This window comes from Actinoplanes sp. NPDC051405 (assembly GCF_055586185.1).
Window position 1 is genome coordinate 1 of the sequence record NZ_JBVJIR010000004.1, and the last position, 22,908, is coordinate 22,908.

The 22,908-nt window shown below is 74.0% G+C and carries 19 protein-coding genes; 15 read left to right on the plus strand and 4 right to left on the minus strand.

Annotated features, from left to right (window positions below):
* Positions 1 to 135: 135 nt before the first annotated feature.
* Genes ACZ6S4_RS10520 through ACZ6S4_RS10530 form a run of 3 tightly spaced genes read left to right on the plus strand, consistent with a single transcriptional unit; the run spans position 136 to position 2,818 of the window.
* Positions 136 to 1,164, plus strand: a complete 1,029-nt coding sequence (locus ACZ6S4_RS10520) for a sensor histidine kinase (protein ID WP_465474657.1) — start codon at positions 136 to 138, stop codon at positions 1,162 to 1,164.
* Positions 1,152 to 1,793: a response regulator transcription factor gene (locus ACZ6S4_RS10525; protein WP_465474658.1), complete on the plus strand. Its 642-nt coding sequence runs from the start codon at positions 1,152 to 1,154 to the stop codon at positions 1,791 to 1,793. The genes ACZ6S4_RS10520 and ACZ6S4_RS10525 overlap by 13 nt, the downstream gene beginning before the upstream one ends.
* 23 nt (positions 1,794 to 1,816) lie before the next feature.
* On the plus strand, positions 1,817 to 2,818 hold the full coding sequence (locus ACZ6S4_RS10530) for a nitronate monooxygenase (protein ID WP_465474659.1): 1,002 nt from the start codon (positions 1,817 to 1,819) through the stop codon (positions 2,816 to 2,818).
* Between the two features lie 48 nt (positions 2,819 to 2,866).
* On the opposite strand, the gene ACZ6S4_RS10535 is transcribed toward ACZ6S4_RS10530, so the two are convergent.
* Positions 2,867 to 3,466 (minus strand): mycothiol-dependent nitroreductase Rv2466c family protein, encoded by a 600-nt coding sequence (locus ACZ6S4_RS10535; protein WP_465474660.1) that lies wholly within the window; start codon positions 3,464 to 3,466, stop codon positions 2,867 to 2,869.
* Between the two features lie 100 nt (positions 3,467 to 3,566).
* On the opposite strand from ACZ6S4_RS10535, the gene pdxR reads away from it, so the two are divergent.
* The 6 genes from pdxR (at position 3,567) to ACZ6S4_RS10565 (ending at position 11,205) form a co-directional block, all read left to right on the plus strand.
* Positions 3,567 to 4,988 (plus strand): MocR-like pyridoxine biosynthesis transcription factor PdxR, encoded by a 1,422-nt coding sequence (pdxR, locus tag ACZ6S4_RS10540; RefSeq protein ID WP_465474661.1) that lies wholly within the window; start codon positions 3,567 to 3,569, stop codon positions 4,986 to 4,988.
* A gap of 74 nt (positions 4,989 to 5,062) precedes the next feature.
* Positions 5,063 to 6,277, plus strand: a complete 1,215-nt coding sequence (locus ACZ6S4_RS10545; RefSeq protein WP_465474662.1) for an MFS transporter — start codon at positions 5,063 to 5,065, stop codon at positions 6,275 to 6,277.
* 39 nt (positions 6,278 to 6,316) lie between these two features.
* Entirely contained in the window at positions 6,317 to 6,904 is a 588-nt protein-coding gene (locus ACZ6S4_RS10550) for an ArsR/SmtB family transcription factor (protein ID WP_465474663.1), read from the plus strand.
* Positions 6,901 to 8,163, plus strand: a complete 1,263-nt coding sequence (locus tag ACZ6S4_RS10555) for an MFS transporter (protein ID WP_465474664.1) — start codon at positions 6,901 to 6,903, stop codon at positions 8,161 to 8,163. Before ACZ6S4_RS10550 ends, ACZ6S4_RS10555 begins: the two co-directional genes overlap by 4 nt.
* A 36-nt stretch (positions 8,164 to 8,199) precedes the next feature.
* Positions 8,200 to 9,051 (plus strand): SDR family NAD(P)-dependent oxidoreductase, encoded by an 852-nt coding sequence (locus tag ACZ6S4_RS10560; RefSeq protein ID WP_465474665.1) that lies wholly within the window; start codon positions 8,200 to 8,202, stop codon positions 9,049 to 9,051.
* Positions 9,052 to 9,111: 60 nt separating this feature from the next.
* Positions 9,112 to 11,205, plus strand: coding sequence for a M14 family zinc carboxypeptidase (locus tag ACZ6S4_RS10565; RefSeq protein ID WP_465474666.1), 2,094 nt, complete (start codon positions 9,112 to 9,114; stop codon positions 11,203 to 11,205).
* Between the two features lie 79 nt (positions 11,206 to 11,284).
* On the opposite strand, the gene ACZ6S4_RS10570 is transcribed toward ACZ6S4_RS10565, so the two are convergent.
* Positions 11,285 to 11,707, minus strand: a complete 423-nt coding sequence (locus tag ACZ6S4_RS10570) for a hypothetical protein (protein WP_465474667.1) — start codon at positions 11,705 to 11,707, stop codon at positions 11,285 to 11,287.
* A gap of 251 nt (positions 11,708 to 11,958) precedes the next feature.
* Between ACZ6S4_RS10570 and ACZ6S4_RS10575 the strand changes: the two genes are divergently transcribed.
* Both ACZ6S4_RS10575 and ACZ6S4_RS10580 read left to right on the plus strand, forming a co-directional pair.
* Positions 11,959 to 13,050 carry a LuxR C-terminal-related transcriptional regulator gene (locus ACZ6S4_RS10575; protein WP_465474668.1) on the plus strand — a complete coding sequence of 364 codons (1,092 nt, stop codon included), beginning with the start codon at positions 11,959 to 11,961 and terminating at the stop codon, positions 13,048 to 13,050.
* Positions 13,050 to 13,583, plus strand: coding sequence for a hypothetical protein (locus ACZ6S4_RS10580; protein WP_465474669.1), 534 nt, complete (start codon positions 13,050 to 13,052; stop codon positions 13,581 to 13,583). Before ACZ6S4_RS10575 ends, ACZ6S4_RS10580 begins: the two co-directional genes overlap by 1 nt.
* Here the strand turns inward: ACZ6S4_RS10580 and ACZ6S4_RS10585 are convergent.
* On the minus strand, positions 13,547 to 14,998 hold the full coding sequence (locus ACZ6S4_RS10585; protein ID WP_465474670.1) for a pyridoxal phosphate-dependent decarboxylase family protein: 1,452 nt from the start codon (positions 14,996 to 14,998) through the stop codon (positions 13,547 to 13,549). The two genes, ACZ6S4_RS10580 and ACZ6S4_RS10585, sit on opposite strands and share 37 nt — an antisense overlap.
* 204 nt (positions 14,999 to 15,202) lie before the next feature.
* Here ACZ6S4_RS10585 and ACZ6S4_RS10590 point away from each other — a divergent pair, with 204 nt between their 5' ends.
* From ACZ6S4_RS10590 to ACZ6S4_RS10600, 3 genes are all read left to right on the plus strand, one after another.
* A complete protein-coding gene (locus ACZ6S4_RS10590) occupies positions 15,203 to 16,681 on the plus strand; it encodes a GGDEF domain-containing protein (protein ID WP_465474671.1) in 1,479 nt (492 codons plus the stop codon).
* Between the two features lie 290 nt (positions 16,682 to 16,971).
* Positions 16,972 to 17,724 carry an SDR family oxidoreductase gene (locus ACZ6S4_RS10595; protein ID WP_465474672.1) on the plus strand — a complete coding sequence of 251 codons (753 nt, stop codon included), beginning with the start codon at positions 16,972 to 16,974 and terminating at the stop codon, positions 17,722 to 17,724.
* Positions 17,725 to 17,823: 99 nt separating this feature from the next.
* Positions 17,824 to 18,984 carry an alkaline phosphatase PhoX gene (locus ACZ6S4_RS10600; RefSeq protein WP_465474673.1) on the plus strand — a complete coding sequence of 387 codons (1,161 nt, stop codon included), beginning with the start codon at positions 17,824 to 17,826 and terminating at the stop codon, positions 18,982 to 18,984.
* Between the two features lie 28 nt (positions 18,985 to 19,012).
* Here the strand turns inward: ACZ6S4_RS10600 and ACZ6S4_RS10605 are convergent, their stop codons facing one another.
* Positions 19,013 to 19,798, minus strand: a complete 786-nt coding sequence (locus tag ACZ6S4_RS10605) for an alpha/beta fold hydrolase (RefSeq protein WP_465474674.1) — start codon at positions 19,796 to 19,798, stop codon at positions 19,013 to 19,015.
* A gap of 68 nt (positions 19,799 to 19,866) precedes the next feature.
* Between ACZ6S4_RS10605 and ACZ6S4_RS10610 the strand changes: the two genes are divergently transcribed.
* Entirely contained in the window at positions 19,867 to 22,908 is a 3,042-nt protein-coding gene (locus ACZ6S4_RS10610) for an AfsR/SARP family transcriptional regulator (protein WP_465474675.1), read from the plus strand.

Here is a 22,908-nt window from a genome sequence, read left to right on the forward strand (position 1 = left end):
GAGCGGGCTCTCAGCGCCACAGCCAGATATGACCTCACCACCCCCCCGCTCCCCCCCTTCTCCACTACCGTAACTCTCCGCGCCGCCCTCGGGGGGGGGGGGGGGTGGGCGCCCCCCCCCCCCCCCCCCACGGCGGTGTGTGCCGCCGCGCTCGCTCCCCTGCGGTCCCGGCTGCAGCGCCGGGTGGACCGGCGGCTCTATCCGGTGCGCCGGGCGGCGCTGGCGGCGATCGAGGACCTGCGCCGGCGCACCCACGACGGCACGGCCCAGCCCGAGCAGCTGGAGGCTGAGCTACGGGTCGCCCTGCGGGATCCGGACCTGCGCGTCGGCTACCGGTTGCCGGGTACGCCCGGACTGGTCGACGCCCGCGGCGAGCCGCTGCGGGGCTCGGGCACCCCGGTGGTGCTCGGCGGTACGGACATCGGCGAACTCATCCACCGGCGCGGCTCGCGGGAGCTGTCCCGGGAGATCGCCACGGCCTGCGCCCTGCTGGTGGAGGTGGTCCGGCTGCGGATCGAGCTCTCCGGGGCGCTGCGCGACGTCGAGTCCAGCCGGGCCCGGCTGCTCACCGTCTCGTACGAGGAACGCCGCCGCCTCGAACGGGACCTGCACGACGGCGCCCAGCAGCGGCTCGTGGCCCTGGGCATGGCGTTGCGCGTCGGGCAGCGCCATCTGGACGACGGCGGCACCGACGTCACCGGCCTGCTCGACACCGCGGTGGCCGAGCTCGGCACCGCCGTCGCCGAGCTGCGCCGCATCGCCCACGGCCTGCGCCCCAGCAGCCTGGACGACGGCCTGGTCAACGCCCTGACCATGCTGGTCGGCCGGGTGCCGGTGCCGATCACCCTGGACGTGCAGCCGGAGCTGCGCAACGACACGCTGCCCGACGTCGTGGCGACCACCGCCTACTACGTGGCCAGCGAGGCGGTGGTGAACGCGATGCGGCACGCCCGGGCGGCGAGCATCGGCCTGCGGCTGACCCTGGACAAGGACGCGCTGACCGTACGGGTGCACGACGACGGCCCGGGCGGCGCGACCCTGCGGGCCGGGGCCGGGCTGGCCGGGCTGTGCGACCGGGTGGCTGCCGCCGGTGGTGGCCTGCGGCTGACCAGCCCGCTGGGCAACGGCACCGTGGTCGAGGCGGTGCTGCCGTGCGGATCGTGATCGGTGAGGACTCCGCGCTGTTCCGGGAGGGCCTGGCCAGCCTGCTGATCGACAGCGGTCACGAAGTGGTGGCCAAGGCCGCCGACGCGCCCTCGCTGGTGGCCGCCGTGGACGCCACCGAGCCGGACCTCGCCGTCATCGACATCCGGATGCCGCCGGACCACACCGACGACGGCGCCCGGGCCGCCCGGACGGTCCGCGCCGGGCATCCGCGGACCGGGATCGTGCTGCTGTCCCAGCACGTCGAGACCCGGCACTCCGTCGAGCTGGTCAGCAGCGGCGGCTTCGGTTACCTGCTCAAGGACCGGGTGCTGGACGTGGACGACTTCCTGGACGCGCTGCGCCGGGTCGCGGCCGGCGGGTCCGCGCTGGACCCGGAGGTGGTGACCCGGCTGCTGGCCGGGCGCGGCGCCGGCGACCCGCTGGCCGCGCTCACGCCCCGTGAGCGTGAGGTGCTGGCCGCGATGGCGGAGGGCCGGACCAACGTCGGCATCGCCCGCCGGCTGTGGCTGACCGAACGCACGGTGGAGACCCACATCGGTTCCATCATGGCCAAACTCGGTCTGGCCGCCGACGAGGAGAACCACCGCCGGGTCCAGGCGGTGCTCGTCTTCCTCAACCGCGCCTGAGCCCGGCGTCCTACAGTGGCGGGATGCTGGACGGTTGCGAGCGTTCCGTCGTCGTCGCGCCCATGGCCGGCGGGGTCTCCACGACCGCGCTGGTGCGGGCGGCGGCCGAGGCCGGGACGGCGGGATTCCTGCCCGCGGGTTACCTGACGCCGGAGGTCGTCGAGGGTCACCTGCGGGAGCTGCGCGGCGCCGGTCACCCGTACGGGCTCAACATCTTCGTGCCGGCGGGGACCGCTCCCGACGCGGCGGCGGTGGAGGCCTACCGTGCCCGGCTGGCCCCCGAGGCCGACCGGTACGGCGTCGAGCTGCCCCCGCTGCGCCTGCACGACGACGATCACTTCGCGGCCAAGGTGGAGCTGGCCGTGGCCGCGGCACCGGCGTGGGTGAGCTTCACCTTCGGCATCCCGGACGCGGCCGTGGTCGACGCGCTGCGCCGGGCGGGGTCGACAGTGCTGATCACCGTGACCGACGCGGACGAGGCGAGAGCTGCCGTGGCGGCGGGCGCCGACGCGGTGGTGGCGCAGGGCGGCAGTGCCGGTGGGCACTCCGCGACGACCAGTCCCGCGAGCTACGCCGGGGACCGGGGCACGGCCGATCTCGTCCGCGAGGTGCGCGCGGCGGTGTCCGTACCCGTGGTGGCAGCCGGCGGGGCCGGCAGCGCGGCGGACGTCGCCGGGTTGCTCGCCGCCGGGGCGACCGCCGTCCAGGTGGGCACGATGTTCCTGCTCGCCGCCGAGGCCGGGACCCGGGAGGCGCATCGGGCGGCGCTGGGCAGCGACGGCGCCTCGACCGTGGTGACCCGGGCGTTCACCGGCCAGCCGGCCCGCGGGCTGCGCAACCGGTTCACGGACACGTACTCCGCGGACGCGCCGATCGCCTACCCGGCGGTGCACCACCTGACCGCGCCGATCCGGGCCGCCGCGGCCCGGGCCGGTGACGCCGGGGCGCTCCACCTGTGGGCCGGGACGGCGTTCGGCCAGGCCCGGCCGGGGACCTGCCGCGAGATCCTCGACCGGCTGAGCTGACCGCGGCTCATGGAACGAACTTGCACGGGTTTTCCGCCGCGGGTGGGCTCAGTCGAACGACAGCTCGCCGGTCCGGGTGCGCTTGAGCTCGAAAAAGTCCGGGAAGGAGGCCAGCGCCAGGGCACCGTCGAAGATCCTGGCCGCCTGCTCACCGCGCGGGATGCTGGACAGCACCGGGCCGAAGAACGCCACCCCGTCGATGTGCATGGTGGGTGTGCCGACATCCTCGCCGACCGGGTCCATGCCCTCGTGGTGGCTCTTGCGCAGGGCCTCGTCGTGGTCGGTGCTGCGGGCGGCCGCGGCCAACGTCGCCGGCAGTCCGGCCTCGGCCAGCGCTTGACGGACAACCGCGTCGAAGTCCTGCTGGCGGTGCTGGTGGATGCGGGTGCCCAGCGCCGTGTAGAGATCGCCCAGCACCTGCTCGCCGTGCTCCTGGGCGGCGGCGGTCACCACCCGGGCCGGGCCGAGCGACCGGTCGACCAGCTCGCGGTACCACTCCGGCAGCTCGCGGTGCTCGTTGAGGACGTACAGGCTCATCGGCCGGAAACGCAGCTTCAGCTCGCGCAGCCGCTGGACCTCGAGGATCCAGCGGGAGGTGATCCAGGCGAACGGGCAGGCCGCGTCGAAGTAGAAATCAACCCTGGTCACGTCGGCTCCTTCGCTCACTTGCCGGCCGAGCCTACGACGGTAGAGTGGCACCCTCCAAGGGCCAATCCGGCGCCTTCCGAGCAGACCAATCGCGGGTCCGATGAGCTTCCAGGTGCACCTGACCGGGTCGGGTGATCTTGTCGTCCAGGTCTACCGGCAGCTCCGGGAGGCCATCCTGGACGGCCGGCTGCGACCCGGCGAGCGGCTGCCGCCCACCCGCGAGCTGGCCCGCAGCGCGGCGGTGTCGCGCAACACCGTGTCGACGGCGTACGAGCGGCTGCTGGCGGAGGGTTTCGTCACGGCGCGGGTCGGCTCGGGCACCTTCGTCGACGGCACTGCCGCCCTCGGCCGGCCCGCCGGCGCTGCGCCCGGTGGCAGCCTACGGCCCCGCGGGATCTGGCCGGAGCTCGCCACGACCGATCCGCGGCGCCCGGAGCCCCGGTACGACCTGCGGGTCGGCACCCCGGACCCGGCGCTGTTCCCGCTGCCGTCGTGGCGTCGCCTGGTCAACCGGGAGCTGCGCACCGGCACCCTGGCCGCGGGCAGCTACGCCGACCCGGCCGGTCATCCGGCGTTGCGCGCCGCGGTGGCCCGCTGGCTGGGCATCTCCCGGTCGGTGCGCACCGGTCCCGGCGACGTACTGATCACCAACGGCGCCCAGCAGGCGCTCGACCTCATCGCCCGGGTGCTGGTGGAACCCGGTGACGTCGTGGCGGTGGAGGAACCCGGCTATCCGCCCGCCCGCCGGTTGTTCCGGTCCCACGGCGCCACCGTGGTGGGTGTGCCCGTGGACGACGAGGGGCTGGTCGTCGACGCGCTGCCACCGCGGGCGCGGATCGTCTACACGACGCCGTCGCACCAGTTCCCGCTGGGCGTGCCCATGTCGCACGCCCGGCGCCGGGAGCTGTTGTCGTGGGCGGAACGGCACGGCAGCGCCGTCGTCGAGGACGACTACGACAGCGAGTTCCGCTTCGAGAAAAGGCCGCTGGAGCCGTTGCAGAGTCTCGACCACGGCGGCCACGTCATCTACGTCGGCTCCTTCTCCAAGACCATGCTGCCGGCGCTGCGGCTGGGCTTCCTCGTCGCGCCCGCCACCCTGCTGCCGGCCCTGCGGACGGCCCGGCAGGTCGCCGACCGGCACGGCGACACCGGCGCCGAGGCGGCCCTGGCCGCCTTCATCGAGGAAGGCCTGTTCAGCCGGCACCTGCGCAATGCCACCAAGGTGTACGGCGCCCGCCGCGCTCTGCTGCTCTCCGCGCTGGACGGCGAACTGGGCCGCCGGCTCGTTCCGGTGCCCTCGGTGGCCGGCCTGCACCTGACCGCCCACCTGCGCCCGGACGCCGGGGTGGACGCCGCCACCGTGGTCACCCGGGCCGAGCGCGCCGGGGTCGGCGTGCAGAGCCTGGCGGACTTCTGCGCGGCGCCACCGGACCGCGACGGCCTGGTGATCGGGTACGGCAGCATCCCCACCGACCGCCTTCCCGAAGCACTGCGCCGGCTGGCCCGCTGCTTGACCCGGTGAACCGGATTGGCCCGAACGGTTCGGCGGTCATTGGCACTTCTGCGGCGTACCGATCAACGCCGAAGGTGGTGACCATGAGCGCCGACACTGCCCGGGTCGCCACCACGCTGGCGCGCACCCACCTGGTCAACGCGATCGGGGACGGCGCCTTCTACGTCACGTTCGCGTTGTACTTCACGCACGTGGTCGGGCTGTCCGCGACGCGGTTCGGGCTGGGCATGTCGCTCGCCTGGGGCGCCGGCTTCCTGGCCAGCATGCCGCTGGGCCATCTCGCCGACCGGATCGGCCCGCGCCGCGCCGCGGTCGCCCTGGCGGCGGGCACCGCGGTGGCGGTGGCGGTGCTGCCGGTGGCGCGTGGCTTCCCGGCCTTCCTGGTGGTCATCTGCGCGTACGGCGTCTGCCAGTCCGGCCTGATCGCCGCCCGCCAGGCGCTGCTGACCCGGCTGGTCGAGCCCGCGGAGCGTACCCGGGTCCGGGCCCGGCTCCAGTCGCGGATCAACGGCGGGCTGGCCCTGGGCTCGGTCGTCGGCGCGATCGCTCTCGCCCTGGACACCCGGGCGGCGTACGTGACGGTGCTGGCCCTCGACGCCGTCGCGTTCGGGATCGCCGCGCTGTTGCTGAGCCGGCTGCCGAGCGGCACGGCACCGGCGCCGGCGGCCGGGGGCGAGCGGGCGCCGACGGTCCTGCGGGACCGCCCGTACGTGGTGCTGACCCTGCTCAACGCGGTGATGCTGCTTTACATGCCGCTGCTCAGCCTGGTCATTCCGTTGTGGATCGTGGCGGCCACCGAGGCGCCGACGTGGATGGCCGCGGTCGTGCTGGCGCTCAACACGGTCAGCGTGATGCTGTGGCAGATGCGGGTGGCGCGCCGGGTCACCGATGTGTCGTCGGCGGCGCGCACCGTCCGTACCGCCGGACTGGTGATGCTCGGTGCCTGCGCCGTCTTCGCGGTCTCGGACAGCACCCCCTCCCCCGGGCTGACCTGCGCGGTCCTCGTGGTGGCCGGACTGCTGCAGGTGCTGGCCGAGATGCTGCAGGCCGCCGGGAGCTGGGAGCTCAGCTTCGGCCTGGCCCCGGCCGGACGCCACGGCCTCTACCAGGGCATGTACAACAGCGGCATCCCGCTGGCCCGGATCCTCGGCCCGGCCGCGCTGACCGGTCTGATCCTCGGGTACGGCGCCGCGGGCTGGCTGATCCTCGGCGTGCTGATCGCGGCGGCCGGGCTGGGCACCGTACCGGTGGCGCGGTGGGCGGCCCGGCGCCGCCCGGTCGGAAGCCTTGCAGAATAATCTCTGCATAAAAGTCTCTGCATGCGCTACGGTGAGCCCATGACTGATCCTCAGCAGGACCGACACGTCACCGATCCCGCCGACCTCAAGGCCGTCGCCCACCCGTTGCGGGTGCGCATGCTCGCGCTGTTGCGCCGGCACGGCCCGGCGACCGCCACCGAGCTGGCCCGCCGGCTCGACACCGAGACCGGATCCACCAGCTACCACCTGCGCATCCTGGCCAAGCACGGGTTCGTCGCCGAGGCCCCGGCCGAGCCGCAGGAGCGCCGACATCCCCGCGAACGCCGCTGGGCGGCCGTGCACCGCACGACCGGCTGGAGCAACACCCAGCTCGCGGCCACCGACGCCGGCCGGGAAGCGGCCGCGATGATGCGCCGCCGGCAGGTCGAGGTCCTGATCGGCGACGTCGAACGCTTCGAGGCCGAGCAGGACCAGCTCGCCCCGGCGTGGGTCGAGGCCGCGGGCATCGGCGACCTTCAGGTACGGCTGACCGAGACGTCCCTGAGCGAGCTGTGGGACCGCTTCTACGCCCATCTCGACGAACTGCGCGCCCGTGACTCCGACGACCCGGCAACCGCCGTCGTCTCCATCGTGGTGGCCGGGTTCCCCCGCGCCGCGGACCGATGACCGCCGTCGCGGCCGCGCGCCGCTACGCGTTGCTGAACGCCCTGCTCTGGCTGCCGGCCGGGCTCTACCTGGTCCCCCTGGTCCTGCTGATGCTCGACCGCGGCCTGACGGTGTCGACGATCGCGGTCGTCGGCGTCGCCTACGGCCTCACCATCGCCGTGCTGGAGCTGCCCACCGGCGGGCTGGCCGACGTGCTCGGACGCCGGCCGGTGCTGATCGCCTCGGCGGTCGCGGGCGCCGCCGGACTGCTGCTGCTGGGCCTGGCCGACACGGTCGCCCTGTTCCTGGCCTCGGCCGTGCTGCGCGGTGCGGCCCGGGCCCTGTCCACCGGCCCGCTCGAAGCCTGGTACGTCGACACCGTGCACGCCGAGCAGGGGCGCGAGACCGACCTGACCGCCGGCCTGGCCCGCGGCGAGGTCGCCGCCTCACTGGCCCTGGGCGCGGGCACCCTGATCGGCGGGCTGCTGCCGCTGGCCCTGGGCCAGGTCGGCCCGCTGCCGGCGCTGGCCGTGCCGGTGCTGATGGCCGCCGGCGTCGAGGTGTTGCGGGCGGCGCTCACCACCAGACTGCCCGAGCCGCCGCACCCGCGTCCGTCGCTCGGTGTCGTGCTGCGGGGCGTGCCGGCCACCGTGGTCGCCGGGCTGCGAGTGGCCGGTCGCGACCGCGCATTGACCCGCATCATGCTGGCCGCGGGCGGGGCCGGCGTGGCGCTGGGCACGATCGAGCTGCTCACGCCCGCCTGGCTGGCCGGGCTCTCCACGGGCCCGCGAGCCGCCGCCACGTACGCGGTGGTCGCGGCGGCCGGCTTCGGCGCGGACGCGATCGGCGGCATGCTCGCCGCCGGGGCGGTACGCCGTCTCGCCTCGCACGCCCGGGCGGCGACAGCCGGCTGGACCGTGTCGGCGCTGGCCCTGGCCGGGCTGGCGGGCTGCGCGATGCTGTCCGGGACGGTGGCCATGGTGCTCGCCGGGATCGCGTACTGCGTGCTCTTCATCGGGCTCGGCGCCGCCTTCCCGGCGCAGGCCCACCTGCTGCACGAACGGGTCGAGCCGGGCGAACGCGCCACGGTGCTGTCCGTGCAGTCGCTGCTGATGCAGGCGGTGGGTGCGGTGCTCATCCCGGTGATCGGCTGGCAGGCCACCCGCAACGGCATCGAGGCCGGCTACACCATCAGCGCGGTGGTCCTGCTCGCCTCGGCCGGGCTGTTCCTGCGGCTGCGCAGCCGAAGCCGGACGGTTGTCCCCGAGCCGGTCGGATAGCCCGTTGTTGTCGTACCCCCGCGGCAGGATCCCGGCATGACTGATGAGCGCATCGCATTGGTGACCGGGGCCAGCCGCGGGGTCGGCAAGGGCATCGCGCTGGCCCTCGGCGCGGCCGGCCACACCGTGTACGTCACCGGCCGATCGACCGACGCCAAGATCACCTATCCCCGCGTCGGGGGCAGCGTCGAGCAGACCGCCCGGGAGGTCACGGCGGCCGGGGGCCGGGGCGTCCCGATGGTGTGCGACCACACCGACGACAGCCAGGTCGCGGCCGTGATCGACGCGGTCCGCGACCGCAGCGGCGGCCTCGACCTGTTGGTCAACAACGTCTGGGCCGGCTACCGGCCCTACCACGAGGACAGGCACACCGACATGGAGGGCGTGTTCTGGGAGCAGCCGCTGTCGGTCTGGGACGACATGTTCACCGGCGGCGTCCGCGCCCACTACGCCACCACCGTGCTGGCCGTGCCGGTGCTGCGCCCGGGCGCCCTGGTCGTCACGGTGTCCTTCTTCCCGGGCAGCTATGTCAGCGGCGAGGACCAGGTGGCGTACAGCGTGGCCAAGGCCGCGGACGACCGCATGATCGCGGTGATGGCCGAGCAGCTGCGGCCCCGGCAGGTCACCGCCGTGAGCCTCTACCCCGGCCTGGTCCGCACCGAGGGCGTCATGAGCGCGGCCGAGTTCATGGACCTGTCCAATTCGGAGTCGCCGGAGTTCGTCGGGCGGGCGGTGGTGGCCCTGGCCGGCGATCCCGAGGTGGCCCGCCACACCGGCCGGTGCCTGGTGGCGGCCGAGCTCGCCGAGGAGTACGGCTTCACCGACCTCGACGGGAGCCGCCCGGCCAGCGCCCGCGCCCACTTCCGGGAGCGCGCCGGCGGCAGTTGACACAGATCGATGGATGGACTGGTCTGGGTGTCATCATCCTTCGATGTCGCAGGAGGCTCGATGTCATCCACACGCCGCTGGGCGGCCACCGCCGCAACAGCCGTGCTGACCGTCGGACTACTCACCCACCCCGGTGCGAGTGCCGCCGCCCCACCGACCGCGCCGGCCGCCGCGCCGGCGATCGCCCTCGACCCCGGCCAGAGCGCCCTCATCCGTTTCCGGCTGCCCGACGAAGCCGCGTTCCAGCAGCTCGTCGCCTCCGGAGCGGACGTCGCCACCCGGCCGCGCACCACCGAGGGGCAGGTCATGGCCGACGTCGTGGTGACCTCCGCCGAGCTGGCCGCGCTCACCAGGCGCGGCGCCGTGGCCGTCCAGGTGATCCAGACCGAGGCCGACGGTGCCCGCCGGCTCGCCGAGGGCCGGCGCTCGGCAAGCCTCGCCGGTGAGGACACCCTGCAGTTCCTCCAGGCGTACTGGTGGACCAGCAACGGACGGACCTTCCTGCAGACCCAGGTCGCCACGTCCGCCTCCGACGACCCGGACGTCGAGATCACCGTGACCTGGACGACCGCCGACGGCACCACCGGCAGCTACCCGCTCTACCGCTTCGAGGACTCCGGCGAATACCAGTACCACGTGGAGGTGCCGCAGCGGCTGCCCGGGAAGCCGGTCAAGGTCAGCGCCACCTCCAGCCTGGGCGGCCGGTCCCGCGTGGTCACGCCGACGGCCTGGCCGAACGCGACCCCGCCGCCGCTGCCGACGGGATACCAGAAGGACTTCATCGACGCGTACATGACGCCGATCGACATCAGGGCGCGAATCCAGCGGCTGGGCCGGCAGTACGACGACCTGGTCGACGTGGTCGACCTGCCGCGCCGGACCCAGGGATACCGGCGCACGGCCGCGGCGTACCTCGGCGATCCGGCCGCGGCCGCTGTCGTGGTGGAGTCGGTCAAGTTCGGTGACCAGGGCATGAACGGCGTGCAGGTGCGCACGGTGGACCCGGGGCGGGCGAACAGGCCACTCGGTGCGACGTACCGGGACCGGGTGCTGACCGTGTCGCTGGCGACCGACGCCGGCGGCAAGGTGATCAGCACGACCGACGACGTGGCCGCGTTCATCACCGCGCGCTTCCCGCAGCGCTTCACCGCGTTCGTCGAGGAGGGCTCGGCGGGTGTGTCGATGCCGGTCACCGGCCCGGCCCGCCTCGACGACGGCCTGGCCGGCAGCGAGGTGCCGCAGCGGCCGTGGACGGTGCAGGCGCTGCGGATCGGCGCGGTGCGCGACGGCTCCAAGGTCGGCGTGCTGGCGTACTCCCAGGAGCACGCCCGGGAATGGGCGACGCCGCTGGTCACGCTGGAGTTCGCCGAGCGCCTGCTGGCCAACTACGCGACCGACCCGGCGACCCGTGAGCTGCTGGACTCGGTCGAGGTGTTCGTCATCCCGACGGTCAACCCGGACGGCGCGAACTACTCGTTCAACGACTTCAACTTCCAGCGCAAGAACCTGGTCAACCACTGCACGGGCGCGGCCCGCGACCCCGCCCTGCGCAACTCGTGGGGCGTCGACATCAACCGTAACTACACGGTCGGCTCCTACTTCGACGGTTACGTGGGCGGCAGCCCGAACTGCCTGTCCGGTACGTACGCCGGCACCGGCGAGCTGTCGGAGGCGGAGAGCAACAACGTGATCGCGCTGGCCAAGGCCAACCCGCACATCAAGTACGCCCTGAACGTGCACAGCTACGGCGGCTACTTCATGTGGTCACCGGGGGCGTACAAGGCCGAGGGCCGGATCACCCTCCCCCGCCCCTCGATCGACGAGTCGAAGTACTTCCTGGACAGCGCCCGCCGCATCGTCGGGGCCATCTCCGCCGAACGCGGCACGGTGACCTGGCCGGCGTACACGGGCCCGGTCGCCGACGTCCTGTACTCGGCGGCGGGCAACTCGGCCGACCAGCTCTACTACGAACTGGGCATCGCGGCCTGGGACTTCGAGGTCGGCAACGACATCTGGAACGAGGACACCCAGCAGTGGGAGGGCGTGGGCTTCCAGCCCCCGTTCACCGAAGCCCACGCCGAATCCCAGGAATACGCGGACGGCCTGCTGGAACTGGTCCGCATCGCCCGCGACAGCGCGGCGGCCACCCGCTAGGACACCGCCGCTGCCGGTGGGCCGATACTCGCTTCTCGCGGGGATCGGCCCACCGTCCGTCCGGGGAGCGGCCGGGGAATCAGGGCCAGTAGATCGTCGGGCTGTCCTGCTGTGCCTGCCACTGCCAGTCGCAGTTGTAGATGGCGACCCGTGCGTAGCCGTTGCCGTACGTGGCGGGCAACGTCGCCGTGGAACGGCTGATGGACCCGAAGTGCCCGGTGCGGTTCAGGTCATAGGTCTTCTGGGTGACGAACGTGCCGTTCTTCGAGATGCCCAGGACGGCGATGCACCGGTTGTAGTCCGGAGTGACGTTCATGTAGAAGTCGGCGTAGAGCGTTCCACCGCCGTCCCGGTTCCAGCTGATGCAGGGATCGACGGCGTTCCAGGCACCGCAGCCACCCCCGGACGCGGCGTGAGCCGCGACCGGGCTGACGGCTACGGCTGCCAGCATCGCTCCGGCCATGACGGCGCCCCGCAGGACATTCGCACCCCGTTTGAACATGGTTCTTCCTCCCGATGGTGGTGATGGATCGCCCGGGCCGGCTCGCGGCCTCGAAGCTGTGCCGAGAGTGGGGTCGGCCACCGCCGGGCACAACCGCTTCCTGTCACATCCGCCGGAAAGTTCGGTATCGCGCAGCGGGTTCGGTTCGGGATACCGCACCGCTGCCGTCGGATCCCCGGCTCACTGTGGACACGCCGCGCGTCTCGGTGCGACCGTGCGGGGGCGCAGCCGATTCGGGGGAAGGAGGCGGCATGGCTGGGAGTCCGTCGTCACGAGGGTCCGTTCCGCTCGGTGCCGCCATCCCCTCGCTGGTCCGGTGGGGACTGTCCAGCGACGCCGACCTCGTCTTCCGTACCCTGGTGACCTTCGGTCCCCGGCCGCGGCCGGCCATCGCCCGGGATCTCGGGCTGGCCGCGCCGCGCGTCGACGCCGCTCTCGCCGAGTTGCACGCGGCCGGCGCGGTCACCCCGGCCCGGCCGTCCGACCGGCGGTCGGCCAGGTGGGCCGGCCGGCCGCCGGCCGAGGTGCTGGCCCGCATCCGCGACTCCCGGATCCGCGCCTCCCGCGAAGGTCCGCACGCCGGCCGGTTGCCCACCGCCACGGAGCAGGTTCTGGCCCGGCTGGGTGACGCGGGACTGACCCGGCTGCCCGGCCAGATCAGCGACGGCGTGCGCTATCTGCGCACCCGCGCCCTGACCCGGGAACGGCTCGCCGAGCTCATCGCCGTGGAGGAACGTGAGCAGCTCGCCATCAACACCGAGCAGCATCTCGACGCCGAGTCGGCGCGGGCCGGGGCTCCGCTCGACCGGACGTTGCTGGCGCGGGGCGTCGGGCTGCGGATTCTCGGGCCGCCGCCGGCCGACGGGGACAACAGCGCCGAGGTCGAGAGTGAGCGGGCCCCCGGCTACGACTATCGCGAGGCCACCGGCCTGCCGTTGAAGCTGATCGTCGTCGATCGCCGGATCGCGCTGTTCCCGGTCGACCCGGACGACTTCGACCGGGGCTATCTGGAGTTGAGTCAACCCGCCGTGGTTCGGGCCCTCGTGACGCTGTTCGAGAGCCACTGGGACACGGCCGTCGATCCGCGGAGGTGCGGCATGCCGACGATCGTGCTGAGCGAGCGTGAACAGCAGGTGGTCCGGCTGCTCACCCTGGGCCTCACCGATGCCCGGGCCGCCGCCGAGCTGCGGATCACCGACCGGGCGGTCACGAAGATCCTGCGCAAGCTGATGGACCGGCTCGGCGTGGAGAACCGTTTCCAGCTCGGGCTCGCTCTCGGCGCCCTCCGGGTGGCCCGGCCACCCGCCTTTCCGCCACCGCCGCGCCCGGCCGAGGAGTCCTGATGAGAAGACGATCGATCGTCGCCGCTCTGGTCGCCGCGATGCTGATCCTGGTCGCGCCCGCGGGCGTGGGAGCTGCGACAGCCGCGCCGCCGTGCAGCAGCTGGTCGTTGACGGCCGGCGGGCCGTACACCGGCGAACCGGTCGGCTATCCGCTGCTGGGGGTCGAGGCCTCGGTCGCTTTCTGCTCGGGTGAGGTGCCGGCCGGGGGCAGCGTCTGGATGACCCGCTACGGCGATGGCGCCGGCCGGCGTACGACGTGGCAGCTGCCCGCGCCGGCCGCCACCCGCGAGTTCTACGTCCGGGTGTCCGGCACGACGACGGCTGTGTGCGTGTCCGACGCCTACGACGGACCGGTCGGCAAGGACGAGACGGACCCGCTCGTCACTGTCACCAACCGCGCCTGCCTCGCCGTCACCCTCGGGCCAACTGCGCAGCCCGGACTCGTCGCGATCGCGCCGGACGACCCGCGGGTGAGCAAGCCGGTCCGGTACCAGCCCTACTCCGGGTCGCCGGCCTGCGGGTCCTGCGTCTGAAGGGCCAGCTCCCGGACAACGTCGACGAACAGGTCGATGTCGGCCGCGGTCGTGCGCCAGTTGACGATCGCCGGCCGCAGCGCCACCCGGCCGCCGTAGACGGTGGTGCCGCAGAAGACGCGGCCGTCGGCGATCAGGGCTTCGCCGACGGCCCGGTTCCACCGGTCCAGGTCCTGCTCCGCCAGGCCGGGGCGGGCGACCCGGAAGCACACGATGCACAGTGGCACGTCGGCGAGGCGCTCCAGCTCGGGCGCCTCGTCGACCCGCCGGGCCAGGTGCTGGGCGAGGTCGAGGTGCCGCTCCACCATGGCGCGGTGACCCTGCCGCCCGTACGCGGTCAGCGTCGCCCAGATCGGCAGCGACCGGGCCCGCCGCGACGACTCGGGCCCGTACAGTCCGTAGCCGCCGCCCGGGTCCTGCCGTCCGGGCAGGTACGCGGCCCCCGGCATCCCGAACGCGGTGCCCAGCCGCTCCGGCTCCCGGATCAGCGCGAACCCGCTCTCGTACGGCACATTGAGCCACTTGTGCCCGTCGGCGGCGATGGAGTGCGCCCGCTCGATCCCCCGCACGAGGTGCTCGCTGCGCGGCGACAGGGCGGCGAACAGCCCGAACGCGCCGTCGACGTGCAGCCAGGCGCCGTACCGTTCGGCCAGGGTGGCCAGCGCGTCGACGGGGTCGAAGTCGCCGGCGTTGACCTCGCCGGCGTTGGCGATCAGCACCGCCGGGGCGCCGCCGAACCCGGCCAGCCGCCGTTCGACGGCGTCGAGGTCGACCCGGCCGACGTCGTCGCGGGCGAAGACCTCGACCGCGTCCCGCCCGTGTCCGAGCATCTGCAGGGCCTTGCGGGCGGAGGCGTGCACGTAGCCCCCGGAGAGCACCGGCATCCGCGGCAGCCCGGACAGGCCATCACGTACGGTGTCGGCGCCGTGGCGCTCGCCCCACCACTGGGTGGCGCAGCCGAGGGAGGTGAAGTTGGCGAAGGTCGCACTGCCGACCAGCGCCCCGCCCCAGCCGGCCTGGAGTCCGAACAGCTGCCGCAGCCAGTCGAGCACCACCGTCTCCACCTCGTGCGCGAAGGGCGACGACACCCGGGCGAACGCGTTCTGGTCGAGCAGCCCGGCGGTCCAGTCCGCGGCCAGCGCGGCCGGGGTGCTGCCGCCGGTGACGAAGTGGAAGAACCGGGGCCCGGACGACGCGGTGGCGGTGGCCGTGCCGATCTCGAGGAGCCGCTCGACGGCCGCGGCGGTGCCGTCGCCGGCCTCCGGCAGCGGACCGGTCAGGCCGGCGAGCAGTCTAGCGGCGGCGGGGTCGTGCACCGGCCGTTCGGCCAGGGAGTCCAGGTAGGGCCCGGCGGCCGCGGACACCTGGGCGAGCGCCGCGGTCGCCGCGTCGCGGTCCAGCAGAGGATCAGCCATACCGGCAGCCTCGCGCATCCCGCCGGACGGCGACAGCAAGCGACGCGAAACCGACGCCGATCCGGCCGAAGGTGGGCCCGGCTGGGGTTCTTCGTCCGGATCGGCCCGCGAAGGGTATCGCTGACCCCCGCGGACATGTTCTGCTCAGATCCGCATGCGCGAGACCGATCAGGGTGGCGACACGTCGAGAAGGGGGACCTGCCGATGCGCTGGCCGCGAGCCACAGCACCGGCGTGGCCCGTGCACGCCGCGACCGCGGCCGCCGTGGTGAGCGCCGGCGTGGCGTACGCCCTGGCCGGACCGGACGGGCGCCCGGTGGTCTACACCCTCGTCTCGGTGCTGCCGATCGTCACCCTCCTCGCGGCCCTGGCCAGCGGGCACCTGCCGGACCGCCGGCCCTGGCTGCTCGCCGTCGTCGGCCTGGTCCTGCTCTTCGCCGGCCAGCTGATCTTCCCCGGCTGGGTCAACGAGCCGCACCTGGGCCGGGCGCAGGGCTCGGCGCTCGACCTGACGCAGTCCACCGCCCACATGTTCTTCCTGGTCGGCGTGGCCGTGGCCGTGCGCCGGCGGGCCAGCGCTGACCCGGGCGGCATCATCGACGCGACGCTGTTCGGGCTGTGCGCGGGCGGGCCGCTGTGGGAATGGGTCATCCAGCCGCGCCTGCCCGCGACGGCCCAGCCGCTCGGTGAGGTGCTGCTGCTGGCCGATCTGCTGGTGCTGTGCGGCGTCATCGGCTGTGTCGTGCGGATCGGCATGATCGCCCGGCCGGGCCGCGGCACTCTGGGATATCTGCTCGTCACCGGCGTCGTCACGCTGGCCGCCACGGCCACGGGGACGCTGACCAGCGGCTCGGGCACCGTGTGGAGCACCGGGCTGATGATGGTAGCGTACCTGACGATCGCGGCGGCGCCGCTGCATCCGGACGCGCCGGCGATCACGCTGCCGGTGGGCGCCGGGCCGGGTGCCGGGCGCCAGCGACTGGGCTGGCTCGCGGCCGCGCTGAGCGCCAATCCGCTGATCGCGGCGGTGCAGGTGTTGCGCGGCACCGAGTCGGCCAGCCTGCTGCTCCCGGTCGGGACGCTGTTGGTCGTCCCGCTGGTGCTGCTGCGCATCCGGCACCTGTCCGGCCAGCGCGACCGCGCCGAGCAGACCCTGGCCTACCACGCCACCCACGACGAGTTGACCGGGCTGTGCAACCGCCGGCACATCGCATCCGAGATCGACCGGGCGCTCGCGGAGGTGGACCGGGGCACCCTCGACGAGGTCACGATCCTGCTCTGCGACCTCGACGGCTTCAAACCCGTCAACGACCGGTACGGGCACCCGGCCGGCGACGCCGTGCTGAAGGCGGTGGCCGGTCGGCTGACCGCCGCCGTACGCCGGGAGGACCTGGTCGGGCGCCTCGGCGGCGACGAGTTCCTCATCCTCTGCCGGGGCGCGCTGGGTCCCGGGACGGCCGAGCTCACCGCCCGGATCATCGAGGCCGTCCGGGCGCCCGTCCCGCTGCCGGCCGGCGTGGTGTCGGTGGGCGTGACCATCGGCCTGGCCCAGGCCCGGCCGGGCCTGGCGGTCGACCGCGACCTGCTGATCGGCCTGGCCGACGCGGACATGTACGCCGGCAAGGCCGCGCGCCGCCGCGACGCCCGGCCGCACCGCGACGACGCGACGCCGGCCAGCCGCTAGGTCGCGGGCAGCAACCCGGCCGACGCAGCGGCCCGCCCCGGACCGACCCGCTCCGGGCCAGCCCGGGCTGGATCGGCCCGGCCGGGGCCTGCTGAGCCGGGCGTTGAGCTCCGCGGCGGTGCGCTCGCCCAGCCCGTACCCTGGTCGCGGACCTCGACCCGCATCCCGCCGTCGGCCACGCAAGGTGAGCACCGGCGCCGAGATCAGATTCGGTGAAGGTGCGCGCCCCGGCCACCGGCGGAGATCCGGCAGGCTGGAGACTGGACGCAGGGCGAGGAGAGGTCGGGCGCGTGGGCGTGCGGAAGAACATCCTGATCACCGGGGCGAGTGCCGGGCTGGGCGAGCAGATGGCCCGCGACTTCGCCGCGCGGGGCCGCGATCTGGCGCTCTGCGCGCGCCGGCTGGACCGGCTCGAGGCCCTGCGGGACGAGCTGCTGGCCGCCCATCCCGGCATCACCGTCACGGTACGGCAGCTCGACGTGACCGAGCACGCCCGGGTCTTCGAGGTGTTCGACGCCGTCCGGGCCGAGTTCGGCACGCTGGACCGGGTGATCGTCAACGCGGGTGGCGGCAAGGGCCGGCCCATCGGCACCGGCGGCTTCGACACCAACCTGCACAGCGCCCAGACGAACTTCGTCGCCGCGCTGGCGCAGTGCGAGGCCGCCGTGCGGATCTTCCGTGATCAGGGCCACGGGCACCTCGTGGTGATCTCCTCGATGAGCGCGATGCGCGGCCTGCCCCGCGGGATGACCACCTACGCCGCCACCAAGGCCGGGGTCGCCGCGCTCGCCGAGGGCATCCGCGCCGACCTGCTGGGCACCGCGGTCAAAGTCACCACGGTCTTCCCCGGCTACATCGTCTCGGAGGCCAACCCGGCAGCCAAGCCCAAGCCGATGATGGTCTCCACCGTGCAGGGCGTGCGGGCCATGGTGCGGGCCATCGAACGCGAGCGCCCGCAGTCCAAGGTGCCGGCCTGGCCGTGGGTGCCGGTCGGCTTCGTGATGCGGCACGCGCCGCTGCGGGCGGTCGCCCGGTTCAGCTGAGCCCAAGTCGCGGTCCAGAATCCACCGCGGGTTCACGCTCCGCATCGTGCCCGGCAACGCACCGCCCGCAGGCTCCAGGAACCCCATCGAGGAGGTTCCATGGATCGGCGAACGATGCTGCGAGCGACAGTGGTCGGTGCGGGGGCGGTGGCGCTGCCCTTCACCGCGTGGTCCGCGGCGTACGGCGCACCGGCACAGAACGCCACCGGGCCCTACGGTCCGCTGCAGAGCGCCGACGCCCGGGGCATCCAGCTGCCGGCCGGGTTCACCAGTACGGTCGTGGCCCGGTCCCGGCAAGCCGTCAGCGGCACGTCCTACGTCTGGCACGACGCCCCGGACGGAGGAGCGGTCATCCCCAACGGCACCGGCTGGGTCTACGTCTCGAATTCCGAGGTCAGCTCCGGATCCGGTGGCGGTGCCTCGCGGATCCTGTTCAACTCCGCCGGAGCGGTCGTCGGCGCGTCGCGGATCCTGTCCGGCACCAACCAGAACTGCGCGGGTGGCAAGACGCCCTGGAACACCTGGCTGTCCTGTGAGGAGGTCAGCCTGGGCCGGGTCTTCGAGACCTACCCCCTGGGCGGTACTGCCGTCTTCCGCCCGGCCATGGGCCGGTTCAAGCACGAGGCCGCGGCCGCCGATCCGGTACGCCGGGTCGTCTACCTCACCGAGGACGAGACCGACGGCAAGTTCTACCGCTTCGTCCCCGCGACCTGGGGAGACCTGTCCACCGGCACCCTGCAGGTGTTCCGGGCCGGCACCGCCACCTCGGGCACCTTCACCTGGGCGACCGTGCCCGACCCGGACGGCTCCCCCACCGCCACCCGCAACCAGGTGTCCGGGGCCAAGTCCTTCAACGGCGGCGAGGGCTGCCACTACGCCGACGACACCGTCTGGTTCACCACCAAGGGCGACAACCGGGTCTGGCAGGTCAACCTGGCGGCCGGCACCTACGAGCTCGCGTACGACGACAACCTGGTCAGCCCGGGCACGGCCCCGCTGTCCGGGGTGGACAACATCACCGGCACCACCGCCGGTGACCTCTACGTCGCCGAGGACGGCGGCAGCATGGACATCTGCCTGATCACGCCGGACGACAAGGTCTCGCCGTTCCTGCGGATCACCGGCCAGAGCGGCTCCGAGATCACCGGTCCGGCCTTCACCCCGGCCGGCGACCGCCTGTACTTCTCCTCGCAGCGCGGCACCAGCGGATCGTCGTCGGGCGGCATCACCTACTGCGTCACCGGGCCCTTCCGCCGCTGACCGCAGCAGGCCCGCGTCGTGCGCCCGGTCAGGCCGCCGGGCGCACGGCACAGGCCGGTTCACCCTCGTCCAGGAACTCGTCGATCATCGGGGCCAGCCATTCGGCGCGCTGCGGGACGCCGGTGTGGGTGGTGCCCGGCAGGATCGCCAGGCGGCAGACCGGCAGGCCGGTCAGGTCGCCGGCGACACCGCCGCCGAGCAGCCGGAACATCTCCACCGCGTGCTCCGGGCGCACGATGTCCGCGTCACCCAGGACCAGCAGGGTGGGCGCGGCCAGCGCCCGGATCTGCGCGGCGGTCCACCGCGGCAGGTCCGCGTCCAGCACCTTCATCTTGGTGACCAGCGTCGCGAAGCCGGCCGGGTCCGGCGCGGTCCGCAGGTACTCGTCGTGCAGCTCCGAGCCGTGCAGATGCTCGGGCCGCAGGTCCTGGATACCGTCCAGCAGGCCCGGGTGCAGGCCGGCCTGGTCGAAGCTCACCGAGGCCAGGACCAGCCGGCCGACCCGGTCGGCGTGGTCGGTGCCCAGCCGCAGCGCGACCGCCGCGCCCATGCTCCAGCCGAACACGTCGGCGGTGGCGATGCCCAGCCGGTCGAGCAGCGCGACCACGTCGGCGGCGAAGCTCTCCACCGTGAACGGGCGGTCGATGTCCGGGGTACGGCCGTGAGCCTGCAACTCGACGGCGATGACCCGGCGGGTACGGGCCAGCAGCGGCAGGATCGCGCCGAACGAGGTGCCGATGCCGGAGAGCGCGCCGTGGATCAGCAGCACCGGGCGGCCCGCCGCGACGCCGTGTTCCTCGTGGTAGATGTCCATGCCCTCACGATGCCGACCGGCCCTTACGGTTCACTTGCGGTCCGCTGCCCGCTTGTAGGGTGTGCGCCATGCGATTCGGCGTGCTCGGGCCGCTGGCGGTCACCACCGACGCCGGCGAGCCGGTTGTCGTGCCCGGCGCCAAGGTGCGGGTGCTGCTGGCCGACCTGCTGGCCAACCGCAACCAGGTGGTGTCGGCGGACCGGCTGATCGACGATCTGTGGGCCGAAGACGTGCCCGCGAACCCGCTCGGCGCCCTGCAGGTGCGCGTCTCGCAGCTGCGCAAAGCGCTCAACGACGCCGAGCCGGGCGCCCGCGACCTGGTCGAGTCCCGCTCCCCCGGGTACGTGCTGCGGACCGCTGAGGTGGACGCGGACCACTTCACCGCGCTGGCCGGCGCGAGCGACGTGGAGACGCTGACCTCCGCCCTGAAGCTGTGGCGCGGGGACGCGTACGCCGACATGGCCGACGAGGAGTTCGTCCGGGCCGAGGCCACCCGGCTGACCGAGCAGCGCCTCACCGTGCGCGAGCGGCTCGCCGACGCGCGGCTGGCCCGCGGCGAGCACGATCTGGTCGCCGCCGAGCTCGCCGAGCTGGTCGCCCGGCATCCGCTGCGCGAGAGCCTGCGGGCCCTGCACCTGCGCGCCCTGTACGCGGCCGGCCGCCAGACCGAGGCCCTGGACAGCTACGCCGACCTGCGCGAGCGCCTCGCCGACGAGCTGGGGCTGGACCCCGGCCCGGAGGTGGCCGCGCTGCACCGCAAGATCCTGGAGCAGGACTCCGCGCTGAGCCCGCCGCCGAAGGCCGCCATCATCCGCAACAGCCTGCCGGCCCGGCTGGACGAGCTGGTGGGCCGGGCCGAGGCGCTCGCCGAGCTGCGCACGCTCGTCCCGGGGCAGCGGCTGGTCACGCTGATCGGGCCGGGCGGCGTCGGCAAGACCCGGCTGGCCACCGAGGTGGCCCGCGAGCAGTCGTTCCCCGACGGCGTGCACCTGGTCGAGCTGGCGCCGCTGCCGGCCGGTGACCCGGGCATCGCCGAGCGGGTGCTGGGCACGCTGGACGTGCACGAGACGACCGGCGCCAGTGTCGCCCCCGACGACCGGCTGACCGTCGCGCTGCGGGACCGGCAGCTGCTGATCGTGCTGGACAACTGCGAGCACGTGATCGAGCCGGCCGCCTCGCTGGTCGCCCGGGTGTTGCGGGAGGCGCCCGGGGTCACGGTGCTCGCCACCAGCCGCGAACCGCTCGGGCTGACCGGGGAGGTGCTGTGGGAGGTGCCGCTGCTGGCCGTACCGGAGGACGGCGGTGACCTGGACGCGGTCCGCCGGTCCGCCGCGGCCCGGCTCTTCACCGCGCGGGCCGCCGCCCACCAGCGCAACTTCCGGCTCGACGAGCGCACCGCGCCCGCGGTCGCCCAGCTCTGCCGGCGCCTGGACGGACTGCCGCTGGCGCTGGAACTGGCCGCCACCCGGGTGCGGTCGCTGGGCGTGACCGGCGTGGTGGACCGGCTCGACGACCGGTTCCGGCTGCTCAGCACGGCCCAGCGGGACCGGCCCGACCGGCAGCGGACGCTGACCGCGGTGATCGGCTGGAGCTGGGAGCTGCTCGACGCCGCGGACCAGCGGGTGCTGGCCCGGCTCGCGGTCTTCGCCGACGGCTGCACGCCGGAGGCGGCCGAGCAGGTCTGCGGGGCGGACCTGGACGCGCTGGCCCGGCTGGTGGACCGGTCGCTGGTGGTGCCCGACGACAGCGGCCCCGAGCCGCGCTACCGCTTGCTCGAGTCGATCGCGGCGTTCGGCCTGGAGCGCCTGCCGGACCTCGAAGCAGTACGGGCCCAGCACGCGGCCTACTACACCGCACTGGCCGAACAGGCCGACCCGCACCTGCGCGGCGCCGACCAGCGGAAGTGGCTGGCCCGGCTGGACGCCGAGACGGCCAACCTGCGCGCGGCCCTGGCCCACGGCGGCGGTTTGCGCCTGGCCAACGCGCTGACCTGGTACTGGATCCTGCGCGGCCGGCTCACCGAGGCCCGCCGGGCGCTGGCTCACGACGGCAGCGCGGCCGAGCAGGCACAGGCGGCGGCCTGGCGGGCGGGGTTCGCGTTGTTGCAGGGTGCTCCGGTCGTGGCCGGGGAGATCCGCGCCGCGCTGGCCGCGCAGCCCGGCGACCGGGCGGCCTGGTTCGTGGCGAACGCGGTGCTCGACCGCGGCGAGGTCACGCTGGCGTCGGAGCTGTTGCCGACGGTGTTCGAGGACCGATGGACCGAGGCCGCGGTGCTCAGCACCCGGGCCAAGCTGGCCCACGTCCGCGGCGACCTGGCGGAGCTGGAGCGCACCGGGACCCGCAGCGGCGCGCTCTTCGCCGAGCTGGGCGACCGCTGGGGACAGTTGCAGGCCAACGACTGGCTCGGCGGCCTGCTCGAGATGCGAGGTGATCACGAGGGGGCGGCGGCCCTGCACGAGCAGGGTCTCGGCTGGGCCGAGGAGCTGGCGCTGTGGCCGGACGTGGGCGGCAAACTGTCCTGGCTGGCCTGGCTGGCGGTGCAGACCCGCGACTATCCGCGGGCCCGGGAGCTGGGCGAGCGCGCGTACCGGCTGGCGGCGGAGCAGGACGCGCCGGCCGCGCTGGTCTTCGCCGGCATGAGCCTCGGCATGGCCGCCCGCCGCACCGGCGACCTGGAGCCGGCGCTGCGTCACCTCGGGGCCATCGCCGAGCAGGGGCGGGCCGAGGCGCAGCCCGCCCTGTACCTGCCGATGATCCTGGTCGAACTCGGTTACGCGGCCGAGCAGAGCGGCGATCCGGCGGCCGGGCTGGCGCTGCACCTGGAGGCATTCGCGGCCGCGCGGGCGATGGACGCGCCGCGCGACGCCGTCATGGCCCTGGAGGGCCTGGCGTCGGCGGTGGCCGCACCGGAGGTGGCCGCCCAGTTGCTGGGTGCCGCGGCCGCGGCCCGGGCGGCGCTGGAGGCCCCCGCGGCCCCGGCGGAACGCGACGAGACCGATCGGGTCACCGCCCGCGTCGTGACCGCGTTGGGCCAGGAACGCTTCTCGGCACTGCTCGCCGAGGGCAGCCGGCTGGGCCCGGACGACGCCCGGGCCCTCATCGCGGCCTGA

What these genes read in the sequence shown, in the direction of transcription:
- ACZ6S4_RS10545 (WP_465474662.1), top strand. Translation starts at nt 5,063, where the DNA reads ATGAGCGCCGACACTGCCCGGGTCGCCACCACGCTGGCGCGCACCCAC.
- ACZ6S4_RS10555 (WP_465474664.1), top strand. Translation starts at nt 6,901, where the DNA reads ATGACCGCCGTCGCGGCCGCGCGCCGCTACGCGTTGCTGAACGCCCTG.
- ACZ6S4_RS10550 (WP_465474663.1), top strand. Translation starts at nt 6,317, where the DNA reads ATGACTGATCCTCAGCAGGACCGACACGTCACCGATCCCGCCGACCTC.
- ACZ6S4_RS10530 (WP_465474659.1), top strand. Translation starts at nt 1,817, where the DNA reads ATGCTGGACGGTTGCGAGCGTTCCGTCGTCGTCGCGCCCATGGCCGGC.
- ACZ6S4_RS10570 (WP_465474667.1), bottom strand. Translation starts at nt 11,707, where the DNA reads ATGTTCAAACGGGGTGCGAATGTCCTGCGGGGCGCCGTCATGGCCGGA.
- ACZ6S4_RS10565 (WP_465474666.1), top strand. Translation starts at nt 9,112, where the DNA reads ATGTCATCCACACGCCGCTGGGCGGCCACCGCCGCAACAGCCGTGCTG.
- ACZ6S4_RS10600 (WP_465474673.1), top strand. Translation starts at nt 17,824, where the DNA reads ATGGATCGGCGAACGATGCTGCGAGCGACAGTGGTCGGTGCGGGGGCG.
- ACZ6S4_RS10560 (WP_465474665.1), top strand. Translation starts at nt 8,200, where the DNA reads ATGACTGATGAGCGCATCGCATTGGTGACCGGGGCCAGCCGCGGGGTC.
- pdxR (WP_465474661.1), top strand. Translation starts at nt 3,567, where the DNA reads ATGAGCTTCCAGGTGCACCTGACCGGGTCGGGTGATCTTGTCGTCCAG.
- ACZ6S4_RS10575 (WP_465474668.1), top strand. Translation starts at nt 11,959, where the DNA reads ATGGCTGGGAGTCCGTCGTCACGAGGGTCCGTTCCGCTCGGTGCCGCC.
- ACZ6S4_RS10605 (WP_465474674.1), bottom strand. Translation starts at nt 19,798, where the DNA reads ATGGACATCTACCACGAGGAACACGGCGTCGCGGCGGGCCGCCCGGTG.
- ACZ6S4_RS10580 (WP_465474669.1), top strand. Translation starts at nt 13,050, where the DNA reads ATGAGAAGACGATCGATCGTCGCCGCTCTGGTCGCCGCGATGCTGATC.
- ACZ6S4_RS10590 (WP_465474671.1), top strand. Translation starts at nt 15,203, where the DNA reads ATGCGCTGGCCGCGAGCCACAGCACCGGCGTGGCCCGTGCACGCCGCG.
- ACZ6S4_RS10610 (WP_465474675.1), top strand. Translation starts at nt 19,867, where the DNA reads ATGCGATTCGGCGTGCTCGGGCCGCTGGCGGTCACCACCGACGCCGGC.
- ACZ6S4_RS10585 (WP_465474670.1), bottom strand. Translation starts at nt 14,998, where the DNA reads ATGGCTGATCCTCTGCTGGACCGCGACGCGGCGACCGCGGCGCTCGCC.